Annotated in this window: 16 protein-coding genes; 8 read left to right on the forward strand and 8 right to left on the reverse strand. The window is 49.7% G+C overall.

What is annotated here, in order from left to right:
* Both HOK28_08475 and HOK28_08480 read right to left on the reverse strand, forming a co-directional pair.
* On the reverse strand, positions 1–907 hold a 907-nt coding region (locus tag HOK28_08475; protein MBT6433110.1), incomplete at its 3' end, for a hypothetical protein.
* Positions 908–986: 79 nt separating this feature from the next.
* Positions 987–3,323, reverse strand: a complete 2,337-nt coding sequence (locus tag HOK28_08480) for an MMPL family transporter (GenBank protein ID MBT6433111.1) — start codon at positions 3,321–3,323, stop codon at positions 987–989.
* Between the two features lie 137 nt (positions 3,324–3,460).
* Between HOK28_08480 and HOK28_08485 the strand changes: the two genes are divergently transcribed.
* Complete coding sequence (locus HOK28_08485) at positions 3,461–3,748, forward strand: hypothetical protein (GenBank protein ID MBT6433112.1); 288 nt, start codon at positions 3,461–3,463, stop codon at positions 3,746–3,748.
* A 22-nt stretch (positions 3,749–3,770) separates the two neighbouring features.
* On the opposite strand, the gene HOK28_08490 is transcribed toward HOK28_08485, so the two are convergent.
* From HOK28_08490 to HOK28_08510, 5 genes are all read right to left on the reverse strand, one after another.
* Complete coding sequence (locus HOK28_08490; protein MBT6433113.1) at positions 3,771–5,012, reverse strand: hypothetical protein; 1,242 nt, start codon at positions 5,010–5,012, stop codon at positions 3,771–3,773.
* A complete protein-coding gene (locus HOK28_08495) occupies positions 5,012–5,845 on the reverse strand; it encodes a hypothetical protein (protein MBT6433114.1) in 834 nt (277 codons plus the stop codon). The genes HOK28_08490 and HOK28_08495 overlap by 1 nt, the downstream gene beginning before the upstream one ends.
* Positions 5,842–6,759: an ABC transporter ATP-binding protein gene (locus HOK28_08500; GenBank protein ID MBT6433115.1), complete on the reverse strand. Its 918-nt coding sequence runs from the start codon at positions 6,757–6,759 to the stop codon at positions 5,842–5,844. The genes HOK28_08495 and HOK28_08500 overlap by 4 nt, the downstream gene beginning before the upstream one ends.
* Positions 6,760–7,001: 242 nt before the next feature.
* Positions 7,002–7,904: a carboxypeptidase regulatory-like domain-containing protein gene (locus tag HOK28_08505; GenBank protein MBT6433116.1), complete on the reverse strand. Its 903-nt coding sequence runs from the start codon at positions 7,902–7,904 to the stop codon at positions 7,002–7,004.
* 210 nt (positions 7,905–8,114) lie between these two features.
* Entirely contained in the window at positions 8,115–8,705 is a 591-nt protein-coding gene (locus HOK28_08510; protein MBT6433117.1) for a TonB family protein, read from the reverse strand.
* Positions 8,706–8,831: 126 nt separating this feature from the next.
* On the opposite strand from HOK28_08510, the gene HOK28_08515 reads away from it, so the two are divergent.
* The 3 genes from HOK28_08515 (at position 8,832) to HOK28_08525 (ending at position 11,032) form a co-directional block, all read left to right on the forward strand.
* Positions 8,832–9,590 (forward strand): hypothetical protein, encoded by a 759-nt coding sequence (locus HOK28_08515; protein MBT6433118.1) that lies wholly within the window; start codon positions 8,832–8,834, stop codon positions 9,588–9,590.
* Between the two features lie 102 nt (positions 9,591–9,692).
* On the forward strand, positions 9,693–10,217 hold the full coding sequence (locus HOK28_08520) for a hypothetical protein (GenBank protein ID MBT6433119.1): 525 nt from the start codon (positions 9,693–9,695) through the stop codon (positions 10,215–10,217).
* A 164-nt stretch (positions 10,218–10,381) separates the two neighbouring features.
* Positions 10,382–11,032 carry a hypothetical protein gene (locus HOK28_08525; protein MBT6433120.1) on the forward strand — a complete coding sequence of 217 codons (651 nt, stop codon included), beginning with the start codon at positions 10,382–10,384 and terminating at the stop codon, positions 11,030–11,032.
* Between the two features lie 2 nt (positions 11,033–11,034).
* Here HOK28_08525 and HOK28_08530 read toward each other — a convergent pair whose 3' ends face one another.
* Positions 11,035–12,321 (reverse strand): membrane dipeptidase, encoded by a 1,287-nt coding sequence (locus HOK28_08530; GenBank protein MBT6433121.1) that lies wholly within the window; start codon positions 12,319–12,321, stop codon positions 11,035–11,037.
* Positions 12,322–12,607: 286 nt separating this feature from the next.
* Here HOK28_08530 and HOK28_08535 point away from each other — a divergent pair, with 286 nt between their 5' ends.
* The 4 genes from HOK28_08535 to HOK28_08550 form a co-directional block, all read left to right on the forward strand.
* The gene (locus HOK28_08535) at positions 12,608–13,753 is read left to right on the forward strand and encodes a Re/Si-specific NAD(P)(+) transhydrogenase subunit alpha (GenBank protein ID MBT6433122.1); all 1,146 of its coding nucleotides are present in this window, start codon (positions 12,608–12,610) and stop codon (positions 13,751–13,753) included.
* A gap of 11 nt (positions 13,754–13,764) precedes the next feature.
* Positions 13,765–14,055 carry an NAD(P) transhydrogenase subunit alpha gene (locus HOK28_08540; protein MBT6433123.1) on the forward strand — a complete coding sequence of 97 codons (291 nt, stop codon included), beginning with the start codon at positions 13,765–13,767 and terminating at the stop codon, positions 14,053–14,055.
* Positions 14,052–15,488, forward strand: a complete 1,437-nt coding sequence (locus HOK28_08545) for an NAD(P)(+) transhydrogenase (Re/Si-specific) subunit beta (protein MBT6433124.1) — start codon at positions 14,052–14,054, stop codon at positions 15,486–15,488. The genes HOK28_08540 and HOK28_08545 overlap by 4 nt, the downstream gene beginning before the upstream one ends.
* Before the next feature lie 92 nt (positions 15,489–15,580).
* Positions 15,581–16,887, forward strand: a 1,307-nt coding sequence (locus tag HOK28_08550) for a 3-deoxy-7-phosphoheptulonate synthase class II (protein ID MBT6433125.1), incomplete at its 3' end; no start/stop codon positions are given.

Below are 16,887 nucleotides of genomic sequence, written 5' to 3' on the forward strand. Positions count from 1 at the left end.
AGAGTTTTGAAATCTTCACCTTTTTGGCAGTGATATCTTCCTCGAGCTGAGCAATCAGTTTTTTCGCATCCTCTTCTCGTTGTTCAACCTTCAGCTTCTCGTCGGCAAGCATGGCGTTGGCGCTTTTAAGCTCTTCACTTTTGTCACCCAACACTTGTTTGTCGGCTTGCAAGATGGCGAGGTCTTGAGCAAGTCGTTCTTTCTCACTTGCTAAATTTTCGTGCTTTTCTTCGAGTGCGTTGAAGCGCTGCATCGCTTCTGATTTTTCACCATCTAAGCTTGTCGCTTTGCCCAGTGCTTGTTTTTTTTCTGTGGCCAATTGTTTCGCAAGATTCATGGCTTCAAGTTTTTGCTCTTTAAGACTTTTATTCTCGGCTTGAAGTTGGCCCACACGCTTGGCGAGGATAACCCGGGTGCGATCTAGGCCGGCGAGACGCTTGTCTTTTTTACTCTGACTGGCTTGTGAAGCTTCGAATTGAGTTTGAAGCGCTGCGAACTTTTCTTGGACTGCCGTCAGTGAGCCCGTCAACTCTGCGAGCATTTGGTGGGCGTCGAGGCGTAAGTTGCGGTCTTTTTCAGTGAGGGCGGAGAGTTCGTTAACCCGGGTCTGAGTTGTGCCGAGTTTATTTTTTACATTGGTGACCTGGCTGCCAAGATTGCCAATTTGGGTGGAGAGCGCATCATTTTGAATTTGTGCGCCGTCAAACAAAGACTTGAGTTCGCCAACTTCGGATTCCAGTTCGGCGATGGCATCTCGGGTTGTATTAAGGGTGACCTGCGTTGCGGTGAGTTCATTCTCCACATCGGCTTTAGCCGCCAAGACAGCTTCGTGGTCGGATTTAAGGACGCAGCCCTGGGTGATGATGACCAAGTGTGAGGCCAGAACTAAACCGATAAACTTCCGCATGGATGAACTCCCCGTAAACTCAATACAATCTATTGCGGGCGTTGGCTGCACACAAGCCTGACGGGTATTTGCCGTCTTATCACTTCGAGCGATGGGTGACTTTTAAGAGGGCTGGAGCCACCAGAAAGTCTGCTACCAGCGCCAGAACGATGGTGAAGGTCGTCAGTTTGCCAAAATTAGAGAGATTATGGATTTCTGAGGCCGTGAAAGTCATAAAGCCCACAGAAAGCACAATGGTCGTGACCAGCATGGCCCGGCCGGCATGTTGAAGCGTCCTATGGATGGCTGCATCAACGTCTTCGTGGCGCCGATAATCTCTCACAAAGTTGTACATAAAGTGGATGGTGTCGTCGACTGTGATCCCAATGGCCACCGAGGCAACCAGCATGGTGAAAAGATCTAGGGGGATTTGACCGATATACATCCAGGCCATGACGAGGGTAATGGGTAAAAGATTGGGTATCATGCTTAGAAGCCCATAATGGATGCTGCTTAAAAGTAAGCACATCATCACTGCAATGATGCTTAAGGCGATGGCATAACTTTTTGCGGTGGTCCTAATTACGGCATGAAGTGTTTGCGACAAAAGTGGTAAGACGCCGCTGACTTCCACTTTCGCCATGGTGCCCAGTTCAGCCCGAAAAGTGGATTCTACCGTTTGGATAAAGTCGGTATAAAGTACCGAATCTGTCCACGGAATCATCATCGCAATTCGGGCCTTTTCATAATTGAAATCAACCATCGTTTCGAGATCGTCCGAATCGCTATTCTCAAAGAGAAGGAGTTCTTGAGCGACCAAGGCACGGGTCTCGGGTATCAGATAGAAACTCGGGTCGTTGTCATGAAGAGCACGGTGGAGCTCTTTCATGAGAATTGGAAGCCCAGTAACTTTTGAAACCTTAATTGCTCCTGATTCAAACTTCTCAAGTTTGCTCATGGCCCGATCGATGGCGTTGAGAAGTTTGGGCTCTTTTAGGCCGTCGGGTTGTCCGCTGTCGACGATGATGTCGATGGACACTGAACCACCCATGACTCGGTCGATTGTCTCGGTGGCTGCCCGAATGGGGTAATCCTCAGGAAGCCACTTGAGTGGGTTATGGGAGAAGCCAAGCTGTGAGGCAAACCCTATGGCCGTTATCAACAAGAGAAGTGTGAACGCTGTTATCCAGGGCGCGCGTTGGATGGCGAAGGTGCTGAAAAATCTCAGGGCTCGGGTGACGCCACCGTGTTTATAGGCAAGAGCTTGGCGCGTTCGGCTTTTGAGGGGGAAGAGGCAAATCAGCGCCGGCAGTAAAACAACCGTTAGTAAGAATGCCACGATGATTCCAAGAGCTGAGAAAACCCCAAGGTTCGAGACCGGTAAAATGGGAGCGCCTGCAAAGGAAAGTAGCCCCGCGGCGGTGGTTAAGGTCGTTAGAAGCATGGGGAGCCCTGTGTGGTGTAGGGCGTAAACGACGGCTTCACCTTTGTCGTTGGTCTCATCGAAGCGGCGATAAAAGTAGGCGAGTAAATGCACAGAGTCACCAACGCCAACGGCGACCAGAAAGCTAGGTAAAATCATGGTGGGCATTTGCAGGGGCTGCCCGCTCCAAGAAATCATCCCCAGGGTGCATAGAACCGAAAACACCAGGGTAACCGTAGGCATGAGAACGCCGGACGTCCTGCGGAACATAATGAACAAGAAGATGGCGATGCCCACCAATGTAGCCCCCATAAACCGGGGCATTTCTCGTTTCATCGTCGCCCTTAAGCTATTGGACAAAGATGGAGTACCGCCGATCAAAATACGGAAGTCGTCTTGCTGAAACCGCTTAACCACTGCGGTGATGTCTTCACATATCTTCGTAAGTGCTTTGTCGATGCCGGCTTGGTTGGGTTTGAAGCTGGATTTTATTAAAAGAGTTGTAAGTCTGGCGTCCTTTGAGATCACTAGGTTTTGATAAAGGGGATGCTCGATGGCTTGTTTTCTCTTAACATCCAGCTCTGCTTGTGAACTCGGGATAGGATTCAGAAACTCTTCGACTAAGAGCTCGTCTTGCTCGCCCCGAATGGTTCGAGCGTTGAGAATGCTGTCCACTCTCTCAACATGCTTCACTTCTTCAAGTAAAGCGTTGTGGAGCTGCTGGAGTTTTTCGAGGTTCTCGGGTGTGAAAATGTTCTCTGACTCAACGGCCACGATGATCATATCGGTAATGCCAAAGTGTTTAGCGTTTTCGTCAATACTCACCACTGCGGGGTGATCGGCGCTTAAAAACCCTTTGACGCTGCCGTCGAATTTAATGTTCGGGACCTCAGCGGTGGCTATACCAATACAGACTAGGCTAAAGAGGAGCGTCACCCAGGGGCGTCGCGTGATAAATTCTCCCTGTAATCTAAAGAGTTTTTCCAGCTTGAGTTGCCAAGAGGAGTTGGTCATGGGTGAATTCCTTGTGTGGCGATGCTATAGTTATAGCGCGAGTTAAGCTTTGAATCGAGAGGTGCTTGGATTGCGTCGCAGTCATGCTAAAGTGCCCTCTGTTTAGTTGAGAACATGAAAGTCGGGAGGAACCCACGATGGCCAGTATTGAACGAAATGCACTTTGTCCTTGTGGAAGCGGTAAGAAATACAAAAAATGCTGCGAGGGTGTTGCGAAGAGAGAAGGACCGAACAAAAAGATGTTGGCCGGTTTGGGGCTGGTGATACTGGTTGCAGTGATTTGCGGAGGCATCTGGGGTCTGGAAATCGGGATGCGTGTTGGGATTCCTGGCTGTATTCTTGTTGTCGGCGGAGCGATTCTCTTTAAAGCGCCAGATAAAAAACGTGACCGAAATTCAGGCAGTAATATCGATTTTGGTCGCTGAGACCTAGCCGGTTTACATCTGCCTAGTCGGCGGGCACCCATTCGACTTCTTCTTCTGGAGACTCATCGTCGGTTTCGGGAGGACCTTGGTCCTCTGAGTCTCGGAGTTCTTCGTCTTCGTCCTCTTCAGTCTCGTCAAATTCGTCTTCGTCGTAGTCGTCATCCAAGAGGTCTTCGGGTTGCACTGGGTTTAGGATATCCGAGCAAGCTCTATCGAGGTGTTTCTTTAAGTATGCCTCCGGAAGTGCCAGCTCCAGCGCCAGTTCTCCTTCGTTGTCGGTAATTTTCGCAAACTCCAATAGCTGAGCGAGTTGGTCATCACCTTGAATCCTGGCCGCGGCAAGGGCCATGCTGAGTGCGCCTCCCATCGAGCGACCAAGATCGCTGAGGCCTTCAATATCGCCGTCGGATGAAAGCTGTGCAGAGATGGCAACATCGCTCATTGCGTTACTGTTTAGTTTAATACCGCTCACAATCTTCAATATCTGCTCTCGTAGTTCTCCAGCCTCAGGTGGGATGAGACGACCAAGCATTGCAGTGGACATATTCCCATAAGCTTCACCGTAGGTGTCGGATTCCCGCAGTGGGATGGAATTCATCGGTAGACGACCTTCAAGGGTATCAATCGTTTGTTCGAGGTCCTCTCGGTTTTTTCCAACAATGATCAGTTCATTATTCCGCAATGCAATGCGTTGAGTTACAGCGTAATCGGGGTCTCCTGCGTCCGTGTTTTCGGTAAAGAACAATGCGCTGTTGCCGTAGCTCTCCGGTTCTTTCTCAAATATCTCTTCCCATTGAAGATTGTCGAAATGGCCAGAGAACATCACCGTCTCATCGCCAAGCGCCATACGGTCAATATCTTCAAGCGGGTTAATCCCCAGCTCATTTTGGATCTTAGACAAACCTTCTTGAGCATTCTCGCCAAGGCAATTGAGAAACCCCTCTCCAAGGGCAGAGTGGCGAATAGCATTGGTTTCAAAGACGATAAGAGATGTATTTTCCCCTGCTCCAAAAGCACGCAAAAGGGGATCACGGGGCTCTTCCTGTTCGCCATCATCTGTATCTTCGAAATCTTTTTCAGGGAGTTGGGCTGGCTGCATGCGCCTCGACTCCAGCCGCTCAACTTCTTTCTCAGTGAGATATCTGGGGAATTCGATTTGATTCGTTTGACCCACAATGACTTCATCATCTTGACTCATGAGCCAAGCACCGATGCATAATAGTAAGGCTCCCAGAACAAGCCAGCGATTACTTCGTGACTGCATTAAAAGTCCTTTCGCTCAAAGTGCCACAAGCCAAGGCAAAGCATAGCCAAACCAAAGAAGACCATGCCAGACAGAGACCGCAAAAGCATAGCAGGATCGATGGGGAGTTCTCCCGCGATATCCGCCGCGTATTGAGAAACCCTCGAAACTCTCGGAATAAAATGGCTGAGAGCGTCTAATAGATCGCGGAGCCAGATGGTTTCTATTTCCATCTGAATACTTTCGACATGACTTGCGAGTATACCGGCCACCATCACGGTGAGTCCGGAGATGATGATAACGGGTGTGTAGCGAACGAACACAGCTGTGGTCAGCATTGCTGCGTAGATCGACGCGAAGGTGACGGAGGAGAGGGATGTTGCAATTAAAATCCCGGTGGACCAGATCCCGGTTTTGAGCCCTAAAACTGTCATAAAACCTGCCGCTCCATAGAGTGTTCCGCCAATCGTTAAAATCAAGACCCCGAGGTAGGAGCCGAGAATTAATTCCCAGCGAGCAATTGGTAAAGCGAGTAGGTAATCGATGCGGCCAGGTGCGAGCAAAGTTGTTGCCAGAGGAGCACAGACCGCGATGCCAAAGAGTAAGACTCCATAGTAAATCACATAGGAAGCGGCTCGAAAGACCGGGCGCAGCGCAACGTCTGCAGACTGAATACTGGAACCAATCATGTCCCCAAAAAGTTGAGTTGCAGCCAGAGCACCATCGACGATTTCAAATTGAAGAACATTCCATAGGAGAATTAAGAAAACCGATATTCCCAATCCGATTCCCAGAAACCATTTTCTGTTTAAGGCTTCGCGAAGAACCTCCATGGCCACGTTGACGACGTTCAAGTGTGTTTCTCCTCGACCAGTGACATCAAGACTTGTTCAAGGTCACGCTGGTGTTCTTGGAGATAAACGATGCAGGCTCCCGTTGCCCGTGCTCGGTCGAGAGCTTGGTTGAGGTGACCGATATCGGAGTTGTTGTAGGTAAACGCATGCGCGTCTTCGTCTCGAGGTTTAAAACCGAGATCTAGAAGTGCTTGATGATTGGGCACAGAGTCGAAGCGGATTTCCCAGGAATTTTTTTCTCGCCTGATGTCTTCAATTGCTCCGTCTAGAACAATTTTCCCTTGAACCAGCACACCCACGCGTTGACAAATTTTTTCTGTTTCTGCCAGGAGGTGAGAATTTAAAAAGACAGTGGCGCCCCGTTGATTTTCCTCGTCGATGATCTGACGGATGCTTTGACGACCGATAGGGTCGATACCATCGGTTGGTTCATCGAGAATCAGGAGCTTGGGCTGCCCAAGAAGAGCGGCTACCACGCCAAGACGTTGCTTCATGCCCTTCGAAAATGTCTGAACCTTCTTGGGGCCGACTCCTTCAAGCCCCAGGCGTTTAAGGCCATGGCATAGATCGGAATCTTTGAGGGGAAGTTTACGCAGGCGGGCTGTACCGCGCAGAAAGGATAAAGCAGTCGTCCCTGGTACGAAATGAATTTTCTCAGGAAGGTAGCCGATGTCTTTTCGAGCGAGGGGATTGTCAGGGGATTTGCCGAGCAATGAAATCGTTCCACTGTCTGGCCGTACAATATCAAGCAAAGATTTGATGAATGTGGTTTTCCCTGCACCATTGGGACCCATGAGTCCGAAGATAACACCCTGGGGAACGACAAGGCTGACTTCTCGAAGGACAGGCGTAGGAATCCGTCTAAGGCCCGACCGGTAAGTTTTGGATAGATTCTGGACCTCAATGGTCTTCATATAACAATCCTCGCAGCCACGTGGTCTTGCTTTCGAGAAGTACCGTGCGCGATGAAAGTATCGCTGATCTTGAAGGAAAAATAAAAAGAGATTGATTAATAAATTTTGGATGGATGCAAAGCTGGGGGGAGCCCTGCCGATTGTGTCTTAAGCACGTATCCGAGAGATGGTGTGAATTCAGGTGTGTGTGGCCGATACTGGGCCATTAGAGGGGTATTGACGAAGAGATGAGGCTGAGGAAGTTAATCTTGGTTCTCACTGGCGGCGGGTACGAAAATCATCGTTGCCGGTTCAAAAATAGTTGAATCCGGGGCACTCCAAAGCTCACCGCTTGGTTGCATGTGGGCTCGGCCTGATGCTTGCAACATCCCCGTAGCGAGATCAACGGTGTAGATATCGTAATCCATCTCCTCCGAGACCGGCCACGAAACACTTAAGCGCACACCGACTGGTGTAAGGGATACCAAGTGAGTTGGATTTAAGATGACTCCCAAGGTTTGGTCTTCTTTTCCTTCCCACGGGGTACTGGCGTAGGGAGGTAATTTATCGATGGGTATGATGCTGACTTTGAGTTCAACCTCTTCGCCGGGATAAGAAAGGCTGCCGGGGTCAGCTGTAAGCTGTAGTCCGCCGTTGAACATACTCAAGGTTCCGCCTTCATCTGCAGGCCACTGGAGACCATTCTGATCAGCGTAGGGCAATTGGATAATCGGCAAGGGATCTTCTGCTCTTTGGTGAAAAAGCAAATCCATGTAAAGGCCGGAATCGTCAACGGCCTCCATCTTCCATGGCCCATTGATAAGGTTAGCAAGCATGTATGAACCGTTGTCATCGGTCGCACAATCGGTACAACTCTCGGCGTTACATGCGATGATACGAATGCCCGACAGAGGCGTACCCACTTCAGAGAAAACCTGTCCTTCTAGTATAGAAGGCGCTGTAGATTGGTCTTGTTCATCGTTGGGCACATCCCCTGTCGAACTCGAAGAATCGTCAAAATCGTGCTCGGGAAAATCCGATTGTGACGCATCTTCTTTGGGGGGAACATCTTCGTCCTGGTTTGAGATAGTCTTGTTGGGTTCACCACAAGATACCAATAGCATCGCTACCCAAATGGGCAGCAGATAGCGACTGCATAAACGCATCGTGTTGTCCTTTGAGTAACTTCATTTTTTTAGATGAGGGGGGATCGCTAAGGCTTGGACACCTAATCCGTGGCTGTACAGATTAAGAACCTTGTTGTTTCCCCTCATTGGTTTGAGAGAAGTCAACCGAGTTCAGATGGCAGTGGCAAGGGTGAAAATTACGGGTCGCAAAAGAAAAATCAGAAAGTTTAGTTTGAGGTAGGTTTGGACTCAAGCACCTGGGCGGCGGATCTGTTTAGAGTGTCTGGCAGTGTGAACTTGTGGTTTGGGCGCTTGAGAGCTGTGAGGTTTAAAGAGCAAAGGAAGTTCCACGGTTACACCGCCCTTTTGTGTAAACGGAAAGCGCCATTTACGAATTGCTTTGACGACGCATCGGCGTACTCGGCGGTTACTGAGGTTGCTATTTGTGACTTTCGTTTTGCCAACCCGTCCCCAATGGGTGATCTTAAATCGTACATCTATGGAGCCTTCTAAGCTTGGTGTACGTTTTAGCTGAGACTCATAGCAGCTGCGAACGCTCTGGTGTTGGGCCTGAATCAGTTGACCGAGTTCTATTGGGTTCACGCCGTCTTGCCAGCGCTTTCTGGGATCGACCTGCTCAGTGTGAGTTGATGACGTGGCATAACGAGACTTAGGGGAAGTTCTCGATTGAGCTTGGACTGTGGTTGTTAGGGAAAGTACGCCGGCGAGTAAGACAAGAGTACCTAGAGTTTTTCGAGTCAGTTTAGTTTTCATCATAGTGTTGGGGAGGTGCACGTCAGGGCTCCGGGCAGAGCGACTGCGTGGACACTTTGATCGCATAATGAGTGCTCCGGTGCTTGTCTAGGTAGAAAATGCGGAAAAGCGGGTCAGGGTGGTCTGTCGAATTTGCGGCTTTGGCCGTGGAAGACCGCTTGACTGAATGACTTGGTGTGCCAGTATCACCCTATGAAAAAGTATAGTTTCGTTTTTACCCTTATTTTGATGGTCACCGGATGCACGGCTGAAGGGCTTGTCTCATCTGGTTCCGATGACGATCTGGCTCAATATGCCGGGGCTACCTTGTTGGTGCATTCACCAGCGTCCGCCTCTATCGTCGAAATAGGTAAACCCCTCGAACTCAAAGCAGAAATTTTATCGGCTGAAGGTGAATCTCTGGAATTCGATGCAATTGAGTGGACATCGAATCTTCAAGACACCGGGATTTTTACGGGCAAAGAAGGCGAAGTTTATTTGGATATGGGGAAACACGATATCACCGCCTCGGCTCAGCTCCCCAACGGTGATCGGCTCGACTGGACCAACGGCGGGGTTCGCGTTCAAAGTGCAAACGCAGGTATTTATGCCGGCAGTGTGACGATCTCAGTTTCTGGCGAGTTTCAAGACACGCCGCTCACAGCTTCTTGTACCGGTGCGGTCGATTTCATTGTGGATATTGCTGGAGAGGTGATGGGAGGCTCTGGCAGTTGTATGATTGAGCTGATTGTCATGGACGGTTTTGAAGTATCTTACGATGTTCTTGGCACCATCGATGGAGATGAAGTGTCTGGTAATGTTCAGGTTTCTACTGGGATTTTCCCAATTCCCGTACCTTGGGAAGGTGAGTTTGATGATGGCGTCCTCAGCGGTGGTTTTGATGGCGATCTTCTTCTTTTTGCCTTCGAAGGCTTGGTCCAGGCCCGTAAAGTAACTTCTTATACGGATTAATGAAGAGCATTAGACTCTTGACGTGATGCGTCATGGAGGTTAGGGCGATGTTCCCCGGCGAAGCAACCTCCTTGAGGTACTTCCGGCTAAAGGAGACTCTTCATGAACACTCGCAGTTTGATTCTTGGTATTTTACTCGTGCTAAGCCCAGTTTCGGCCACGGCAACTCCCTGGTCTTTGGCCGCTGATGCTGGTCCGATGGTCTGGCTCCTCAAAGAAGCCCCAGTTTCCTACGCGATGAATTTATCGCCAGCTTATGCACTCAGCGATGCGTTTTATTTAGAGGGCCTGGTAGGGATTCGTCACTACAGCTCAGAGACCGCATTCACTGAAAATGCGGCGACATCGCTGCCCGTGATGGTTGGCGCACGTTATGCCTATCGCTTCGCCGAGACGCCGATTTCACTATTTTGCGGTGCACATGTCGGCGGTTTTATTTTGGTTCAAAGCGACTTGGCTCGCGGAGAAACCGAGGAAACGATTCGTTTCGAACCCGCCGGACGAGCTTTCCTGGGAGCAGATTTTCATGTTGTCGATAACTTTTCGCTTGGGCTCAACACGGCTTTGGAAGTGACGGGTCAAAACCTGTTTTTAACGACCGGCCTGGGCGGGCGCATTCAGTTTTAACCCGTTCGGTTCAATGATGACTCTCTTCGAATCTTTTTGAAGCCCGTAGCAACAGGACTTGCCAAATTTTTGGTGTAGGAGAATGTGCGTGCGACCATGGCATCGGGGAAAACCCGTTTGCTGTATGGAGGACGTAGAGATGCGACCTCCTACGGGGGGATAAGATGTCGATATCAATGCCAGAGTTGCACGGTGAAGATGAACTCTCACTGGGCGCAACTCGTCTGAACCGTTACTGGGATCCACACCTGTCCAGGCGCACCGTAAAACTGCGTCCGGGTGAATATTGTGTGAGTTCAACGGATGAAATGCTTGTGACCGTCGTGGCCTCCAGTTTGGCCGTATGTGTACGCGACCGTGTGAAACGCATTTTAGGGATGAGTCATTTCATGCTCCCAACGATAGGGCTCTCACGTCTTGACCAACACGGTTTAGAGCTCGCGAAGACTTGCGGTCATGCAGCTTTGGCCAAGCTCTTACACGATATCTATTCGTATGGTTGTGAAGAAGACTCACTTGAGGCTGTATTGGTCACTGGCGGTGAGATGTGGCCAAAGAAGAAACAGAGCACGGTCGATAGTTTAGATTTTGCCCGAGAGTATTTAAGTGCCCATGGCGTAGAAATCATCGGAGAGTTTTTGGGAGGGCCTTTTCCAAAGAAAATCTATTTCAACCTCGAAGACGAGGTACCCTATGTGCGGGCGCTCTATAATTACAGTGAGACTCTTAAGGAACGTGAAGACTCGTATTTAAAGTCGCTCAGGCTCGAGTTTTTATTGGGTCAACGTAAAACTAATATGAATTTTACCAGCTAAGTTTATTTGGATTGAGTTTGGCTTTTGGCGAAGTCTTCTACGGCTTTCCAGACTCGCAGCGCGTTTTGACCACAAATTTTATCAATGTCTTTTTCGGAATAACCGCGTTTGAGAAGCTCTTCAATTAAATTCGGAAACATCGAGACATCTTTGAGCTTGGTTGGCAGGCTATCACCCACACCATCAAAGTCTGAACCTAAGCCCACAGCATCAACACCTGCGAGTTTTACGACGTGGTCGATATGATCTGCAACGTCTGTCACATCAGCGAAAACTCGAGGATGGATCTTGTCGTAGTTCTCCTTGAATGCCACAACCTTTGGATCGCTCCACTCAAGTTCTAGGGGATCTTTAAATGCATTGATGGCGGCCCGGCGTTTGTTGGAGGCGTCTCGAGGGGGTTGGCTAATAAACGTTGAGCCAAAGTTTATCATGATGATTCCCCCGTTTTTTGCCAAGAGCTGAATCATCTCATCGGACATATTTCGTTCAAACCCAGGCGTGAAGTGGCGGGCTGAAGAATGTGAAGCGATGGCAGGAACTTTGGAAATTTTCATGACCTGAAAAAAAGCATCATCTGAGACATGGGAAATATCAACCATAATGCCCAATCGGTTCATTTCGGTGACAACTTTTTCACCAAATGGCGTAAGACCCTTATGAGTATGACGCTCGTCGTAGGATGAATCACAAATTTGGTTATCTTTGGAGTGTGTCAGCGTGATGTAGCGGACGCCGCGGTTATAGAAATGGCCAACGTTTGCCAAGTCGGCCTCGATGGCTGCCCCGTTTTCAATGCCAAGTGGCAAGGACATCACGCCATCTTGCTTATGACGCCTTACGTCAGCCGGAGACCGAGCGATTTGAAACTTTTCAGGTGTAGCTTGGACCATGGTTTCGACCATGTCGATGAGCCCATCAGCAACTTTTTTGGCACTGCCTTCTTCTTGGTATCGGGCCGGTATGTAAATAGACATAAATGGAGCGTTTAAACCGCCTTTAACGGCACGTGGGTAATCGAAATCCCCTTTGTGCGTCTTGTGACTGACATCTTCCGTAAGAGCGCCCGTATCTGATTTTGAACTCTCTAACCGATAGGGAACATCGATGTGGCCATCTACAATAATGAATTCCTGAGCTAGTTTTTGAGCTCGGGCTGCGAAGTCGGTGGGAGCTGCAGTGTCGGGATGATGCGCGCCGGCTTGAGTGTGCGAATGACCATGGGGAACGCCAGCACATGCCGTCGTTGCCAGTAAAAAGAGCACGAAAAAAGGTTGTCTAAGCATCATATTAACTCCTCGTGCCGACGGCTTATAAAGAGGCTCGCCTCGCCTCGCAAGCGATAAGACACTCAAGCGGGTCCTAAAGGTATAGAATGGTGCGCTGGGGTACCAAAATGTAACAAATCCATCCTAATTTGCGACAATCTCGTAGAACGCAGTGCGTTGACACTCTATGACCCAAAGAGGCTTCACTGGCCTTGACTTACGGTGCTGTATCTTGGAGTTTTGACTTGCGTATTGATGCGCCCAAAGTCGAGGCTCCTAAGGGTCTCAGACGTGAGGTACCAACACGATGTTAACGGTATTTGTTCCGAAAGAGCAGGTTCGGGGAGAGACCCGAGTCGCAGCCATTCCTGAAACTATAAAGAAGCTTGTCAAAGAGGGTTTAGCGGTTCGTGCAGAATTTGATGCGGGGCTCTCTTCAAGTATTACCAATGCGATGCTTGAAGAAGCGGGTGCGGCTATTGTTCCAGCGGGGAGCGAAGCTGCAGCTTGGGCCGAGTCTGACGTGGTGCTTAAAGTGGCGCCGCCCACGACTGAGGAAGCGGGCCGCCTTAAGGAAGGTGCGCTGCTTGTTGGTTTTATTTCGCCTCATGCCAATCTCGATGTGGTCAAGGTTTTGATGGAGCGCAAGGTGAGTACCTTGGCCATGGAACTCGTGCCGCGAATCAGCCGTGCACAAAGCATGGATGCGCTGAGTTCACAGGCATCGATCGCCGGTTATAAAGCGGTACTTATTGCTGCTGCATCTCTTGATAAGTACTTTCCATTGATGATGACTGCAGCGGGTACCGTCAAGCCAGCGCGCATTGTTGTGATGGGTGCGGGGGTGGCAGGATTACAAGCAGTTGCGACGGCCAAGCGATTGGGTGCAATTGTTGAAGTTTCCGACATTCGCGGCGCCGTAAAAGAACAAGTCGAATCCTTGGGTGGTAAGTTTATTGATTTGCCCATGGATGAAAGCGGGGATGGCGAGGGTGGCTATGCCAAAGAGGTCACGCCCGATTTTCTCAAAAAGCAACAGGCCATTGTAGCAGAGCATGTTAAGAATGCAGATGTTGTCATCACCACTGCCGCGGTTCCTGGTAGACCTGCTCCGAAGCTGGTTACTGAGGAGATGGTCAAAAGCATGCGCGAAGGTGCAGTCATCGTAGACCTTGCAGTTGCCACCGGAGGTAACTGCGTACTTTCAAAACCAGACGAGAATGTTGTGGCCCATGGCGTAGAAATCATCGGCCATTCCAACCTTGCGGCAAGTGTGCCCGCTGATGCGAGCATGCTTTACTCACGAAATGTTCTGACGCTGATGAAGCTCTTGATTGCCGAGTCGGCCATCAATCTTGATCTCGAAGATGAAATTGTTGCAGGTGCATTGCTGACTCATGAAGGTGTGTGCCGGCATGAGCGAACAGCGGCTGCTCTTGAAGGAGGCAACTGATGGATAATCCAATGGCGATGGGACCTCTCTTAATAGGTTTGTACGTTTTTATTCTAGCCATGTTTGTGGGCTTTGAGGTGATAACCAAAGTACCTCCCACTTTACACACTCCATTGATGAGTGGGGCGAACGCCATCAGTGGCATCACCATTGTTGGTGCTTTGGCGGTTGCCATTACACCTGAGGCCTCCGTGTCTAACCTTCTGGGTGCAGCAGCCATTGCTTTTGCAACGATTAATGTGGTCGGCGGCTTTCTTGTGACCGGTCGTATGCTGGCGATGTTTGGGAGTAAGAAAAAATGACGAGCGATTTAGTTCACTTTGTATATTTACTTTCGGCGGTTCTATTTATCTTCGGATTAAAGAAACTGACCAAAGTCAAAACGGCCGCTACTGGTAATAAAATTGCTGCTTTGGCCATGTTTTTGGCAATTGTCGGAACCTTGCTGGAGTTGCACTTACCAGACAGTGCCGGCTCAATACCGTCCATTGACTACCGCTGGATTATCGGCGGCATCGTTGTGGGTGGAGTCATTGGCGGCATCGGCGCTGTGCGTGTCGCAATGACGTCTATGCCGGAAATGGTCGCTTTGTTTAACGGCTTTGGAGGCGGTGCATCCGCCTTGGTTGCGGCAGCTGTTGTCTGGGATACTCTGGTTGAGAAGTCGGGAAGTATCGACCCTATTAACGCGGTTATTATCTGTCTCTCGGTTCTCATTGGCGCGCTTACCACAACGGGTAGTATCGTCGCATTCTTGAAACTTCAGGGTAAATTGAAAAAGGGTGCGCCCATTCTCTTGCCTGGGCGTCATGTGATTAACCTTGCGCTCGTGGTGGGTGTCGTTGGTGTAACAGCTTGGTTTGCTTTTAGTGCGAACACTCCGGAAACATTTACGCAGAGTATTCTTGCTCTCACCGCTATCTCACTTGTGTTGGGGTGGCTCTTGGTCATTCCAATTGGCGGCGCAGATATGCCGGTTGTCGTCTCGCTCTTGAACTCGTACTCGGGTATCGCGGCGTGTGCAGCGGGTTTTGTCATTGGAAACAATGTTCTGATTATCGCAGGCTCGATGGTCGGCGCAGCGGGTCTCATCCTTACGCAGATTATGTGTGTGGCGATGAATCGTTCGCTTGTGAATGTTTTGGTTGGAGGCTTTGGCGCAACGGATTCAGCCGGTAGCTCTGAGGATGCTCGTAACTACGAGAGTGTTACTTCTTGCGGACCAGAAGAAGCCGCGATGGTTTTGGATACAGCTGAGAGCGTGATTGTTGTTCCTGGTTATGGCCTGGCTGTTGCTCAAGCTCAGCACGCGGTGCGTGAGTTAGCAACAGCACTGGAAAGCCGCGGAACGAAGGTTACCTATGCGATTCACCCAGTAGCGGGTCGTATGCCCGGCCATATGAACGTTCTCTTGGCTGAAGCGGATGTTCCTTACGAGCAGCTTGTGGAAATGGATAATATCAATCCGGAATTCAAGACGACGGATGCCGTTATTGTGATTGGGGCAAACGATGTTGTGAACCCTGCCGCCAGTACGGATAAAGACAGTCCTATTTACGGAATGCCTATCTTGCAGGCTCATGAGGCTCGGACAGTTTTTGTGATTAAGCGTTCATTAAGCCCAGGTTATGCGGGCATTAAGAATGGTCTCTTTGAACTAAACAACACCATGATGGTCTTTGGCGATGCAAAACAGATCGTTCAAGGTTTAGTCAGTGAGCTCGCCGAACTCTAGTTTTCGCGGTTTTCTCGCACTCTCACATGCCATATGGTTGTACTTTGAGCCAAAGCCTGTCAATGCTGGAAGGCTCAGAGGAGAATTAAAATATGGTATGGGCTCCCACTTCTTGGCGTAATCATCCGATTCAGCAACAACCGACTTATCAAGATGAGGCTGCGGTTGAACAGGCTCTCGAGACCGTACGTGCGCTGCCACCCTTGGTTGCTCATGGTGAGGTTGAGACGCTTCGTAAACGTTTTGCCAAAGCTGCTGCAGGCAAGGCCTTTGTTTTACAGGGGGGCGATTGTGCGGAACGATTCGATGATTGCACACGGGAATCTATTGAAACCAAGTTAAAAATTCTTCTGCAGATGAGTCTTGTATTGACTTGGGGTGTGCGTATTCCGGTCGTCCGTGTGGGTCGAATGGCGGGGCAATACGCTAAGCCGCGCTCGAAGGATACCGAAACCATTGACGGTGTTGAGCTTCCTTCGTTCAGAGGTGAGCACGTTAACCATATTGATTTTACCGAAGCGTCACGTACTCCCGATCCCAATCGGCTTGTTCAAGCTTATTTTCACTCATCAGCTACGCTCAATTATGCTCGAGCGCTTTTAGATGGCGGCTTTGCCGACTTGCACAACCCACAGCACTGGGACCTTGGCTTTTTTCGCAATGCGGCCAACCGTGAACGTCACCAATCGATGTTGCATAGTATTCTTGATTCATTGGATTTTGTTGAATCTACAGGTGTGCAGGCGCAAGGCATCTTCCGTACCGTCGAACTTTTTTCGAGTCACGAAGGATTGCTCCTGCCCTACGAAGAAGCGCACACGGTGAAGGTAGACGACAAATATTATAACCTCGGCGCCCATATGCTTTGGATTGGTGACCGGACCCGTCAACTCGATGGTGCTCATGTTGAGTATTTCAGAGGCATCGAGAATCCGATTGGTGTGAAAGTCGGTCCGACCATGGAACCAGCAGAGTTGGTAGAGCTGATTAGAGTTTTGGAACCAAAGAATCGAGCTGGGCGCATTACATTGATTTCACGGCAGGGGGCTCAAGGGGTTCGGAAGAAATTACCAGAGCTGATTCGTGCCGTTCAAAAAGCAGGGCTCAAGGTTGTTTGGTCATGTGATCCTATGCACGGCAATACTACGCCTACGGCATCTGGTCTTAAGACTCGAAACTTCGACAATATCTTGTCTGAATTGAAAACGACCTTCGATGTTCATCAGGAAGAGAAGAGTCATTTAGGCGGCGTGCACTTCGAGTTAACGGGACAAAACGTGACCGAGTGCACGGGCGGGCCTGAAGAATTGTCGGAGGAAGATCTTCCAAGACAGTACGAGACACACTGTGATCCTCGCCTTAATTATGCCCAGAGCGTTGAGATGGCATTTCTCATGGC

This window comes from Deltaproteobacteria bacterium, assembly GCA_018668695.1.
Classification (GTDB): Bacteria; Myxococcota; XYA12-FULL-58-9; order XYA12-FULL-58-9; family JABJBS01; genus JABJBS01.

What these genes read in the sequence shown, in the direction of transcription:
- HOK28_08480 (MBT6433111.1), bottom strand. Translation starts at nt 3,323, where the DNA reads ATGACCAACTCCTCTTGGCAACTCAAGCTGGAAAAACTCTTTAGATTA.
- HOK28_08485 (MBT6433112.1), top strand. Translation starts at nt 3,461, where the DNA reads ATGGCCAGTATTGAACGAAATGCACTTTGTCCTTGTGGAAGCGGTAAG.
- HOK28_08490 (MBT6433113.1), bottom strand. Translation starts at nt 5,012, where the DNA reads ATGCAGTCACGAAGTAATCGCTGGCTTGTTCTGGGAGCCTTACTATTA.
- HOK28_08500 (MBT6433115.1), bottom strand. Translation starts at nt 6,759, where the DNA reads ATGAAGACCATTGAGGTCCAGAATCTATCCAAAACTTACCGGTCGGGC.
- HOK28_08505 (MBT6433116.1), bottom strand. Translation starts at nt 7,904, where the DNA reads ATGCGTTTATGCAGTCGCTATCTGCTGCCCATTTGGGTAGCGATGCTA.
- HOK28_08510 (MBT6433117.1), bottom strand. Translation starts at nt 8,705, where the DNA reads ATGCGATCAAAGTGTCCACGCAGTCGCTCTGCCCGGAGCCCTGACGTG.
- HOK28_08515 (MBT6433118.1), top strand. Translation starts at nt 8,832, where the DNA reads ATGAAAAAGTATAGTTTCGTTTTTACCCTTATTTTGATGGTCACCGGA.
- HOK28_08520 (MBT6433119.1), top strand. Translation starts at nt 9,693, where the DNA reads ATGAACACTCGCAGTTTGATTCTTGGTATTTTACTCGTGCTAAGCCCA.
- HOK28_08525 (MBT6433120.1), top strand. Translation starts at nt 10,382, where the DNA reads ATGTCGATATCAATGCCAGAGTTGCACGGTGAAGATGAACTCTCACTG.
- HOK28_08530 (MBT6433121.1), bottom strand. Translation starts at nt 12,321, where the DNA reads ATGATGCTTAGACAACCTTTTTTCGTGCTCTTTTTACTGGCAACGACG.
- HOK28_08535 (MBT6433122.1), top strand. Translation starts at nt 12,608, where the DNA reads ATGTTAACGGTATTTGTTCCGAAAGAGCAGGTTCGGGGAGAGACCCGA.
- HOK28_08540 (MBT6433123.1), top strand. Translation starts at nt 13,765, where the DNA reads ATGGCGATGGGACCTCTCTTAATAGGTTTGTACGTTTTTATTCTAGCC.
- HOK28_08545 (MBT6433124.1), top strand. Translation starts at nt 14,052, where the DNA reads ATGACGAGCGATTTAGTTCACTTTGTATATTTACTTTCGGCGGTTCTA.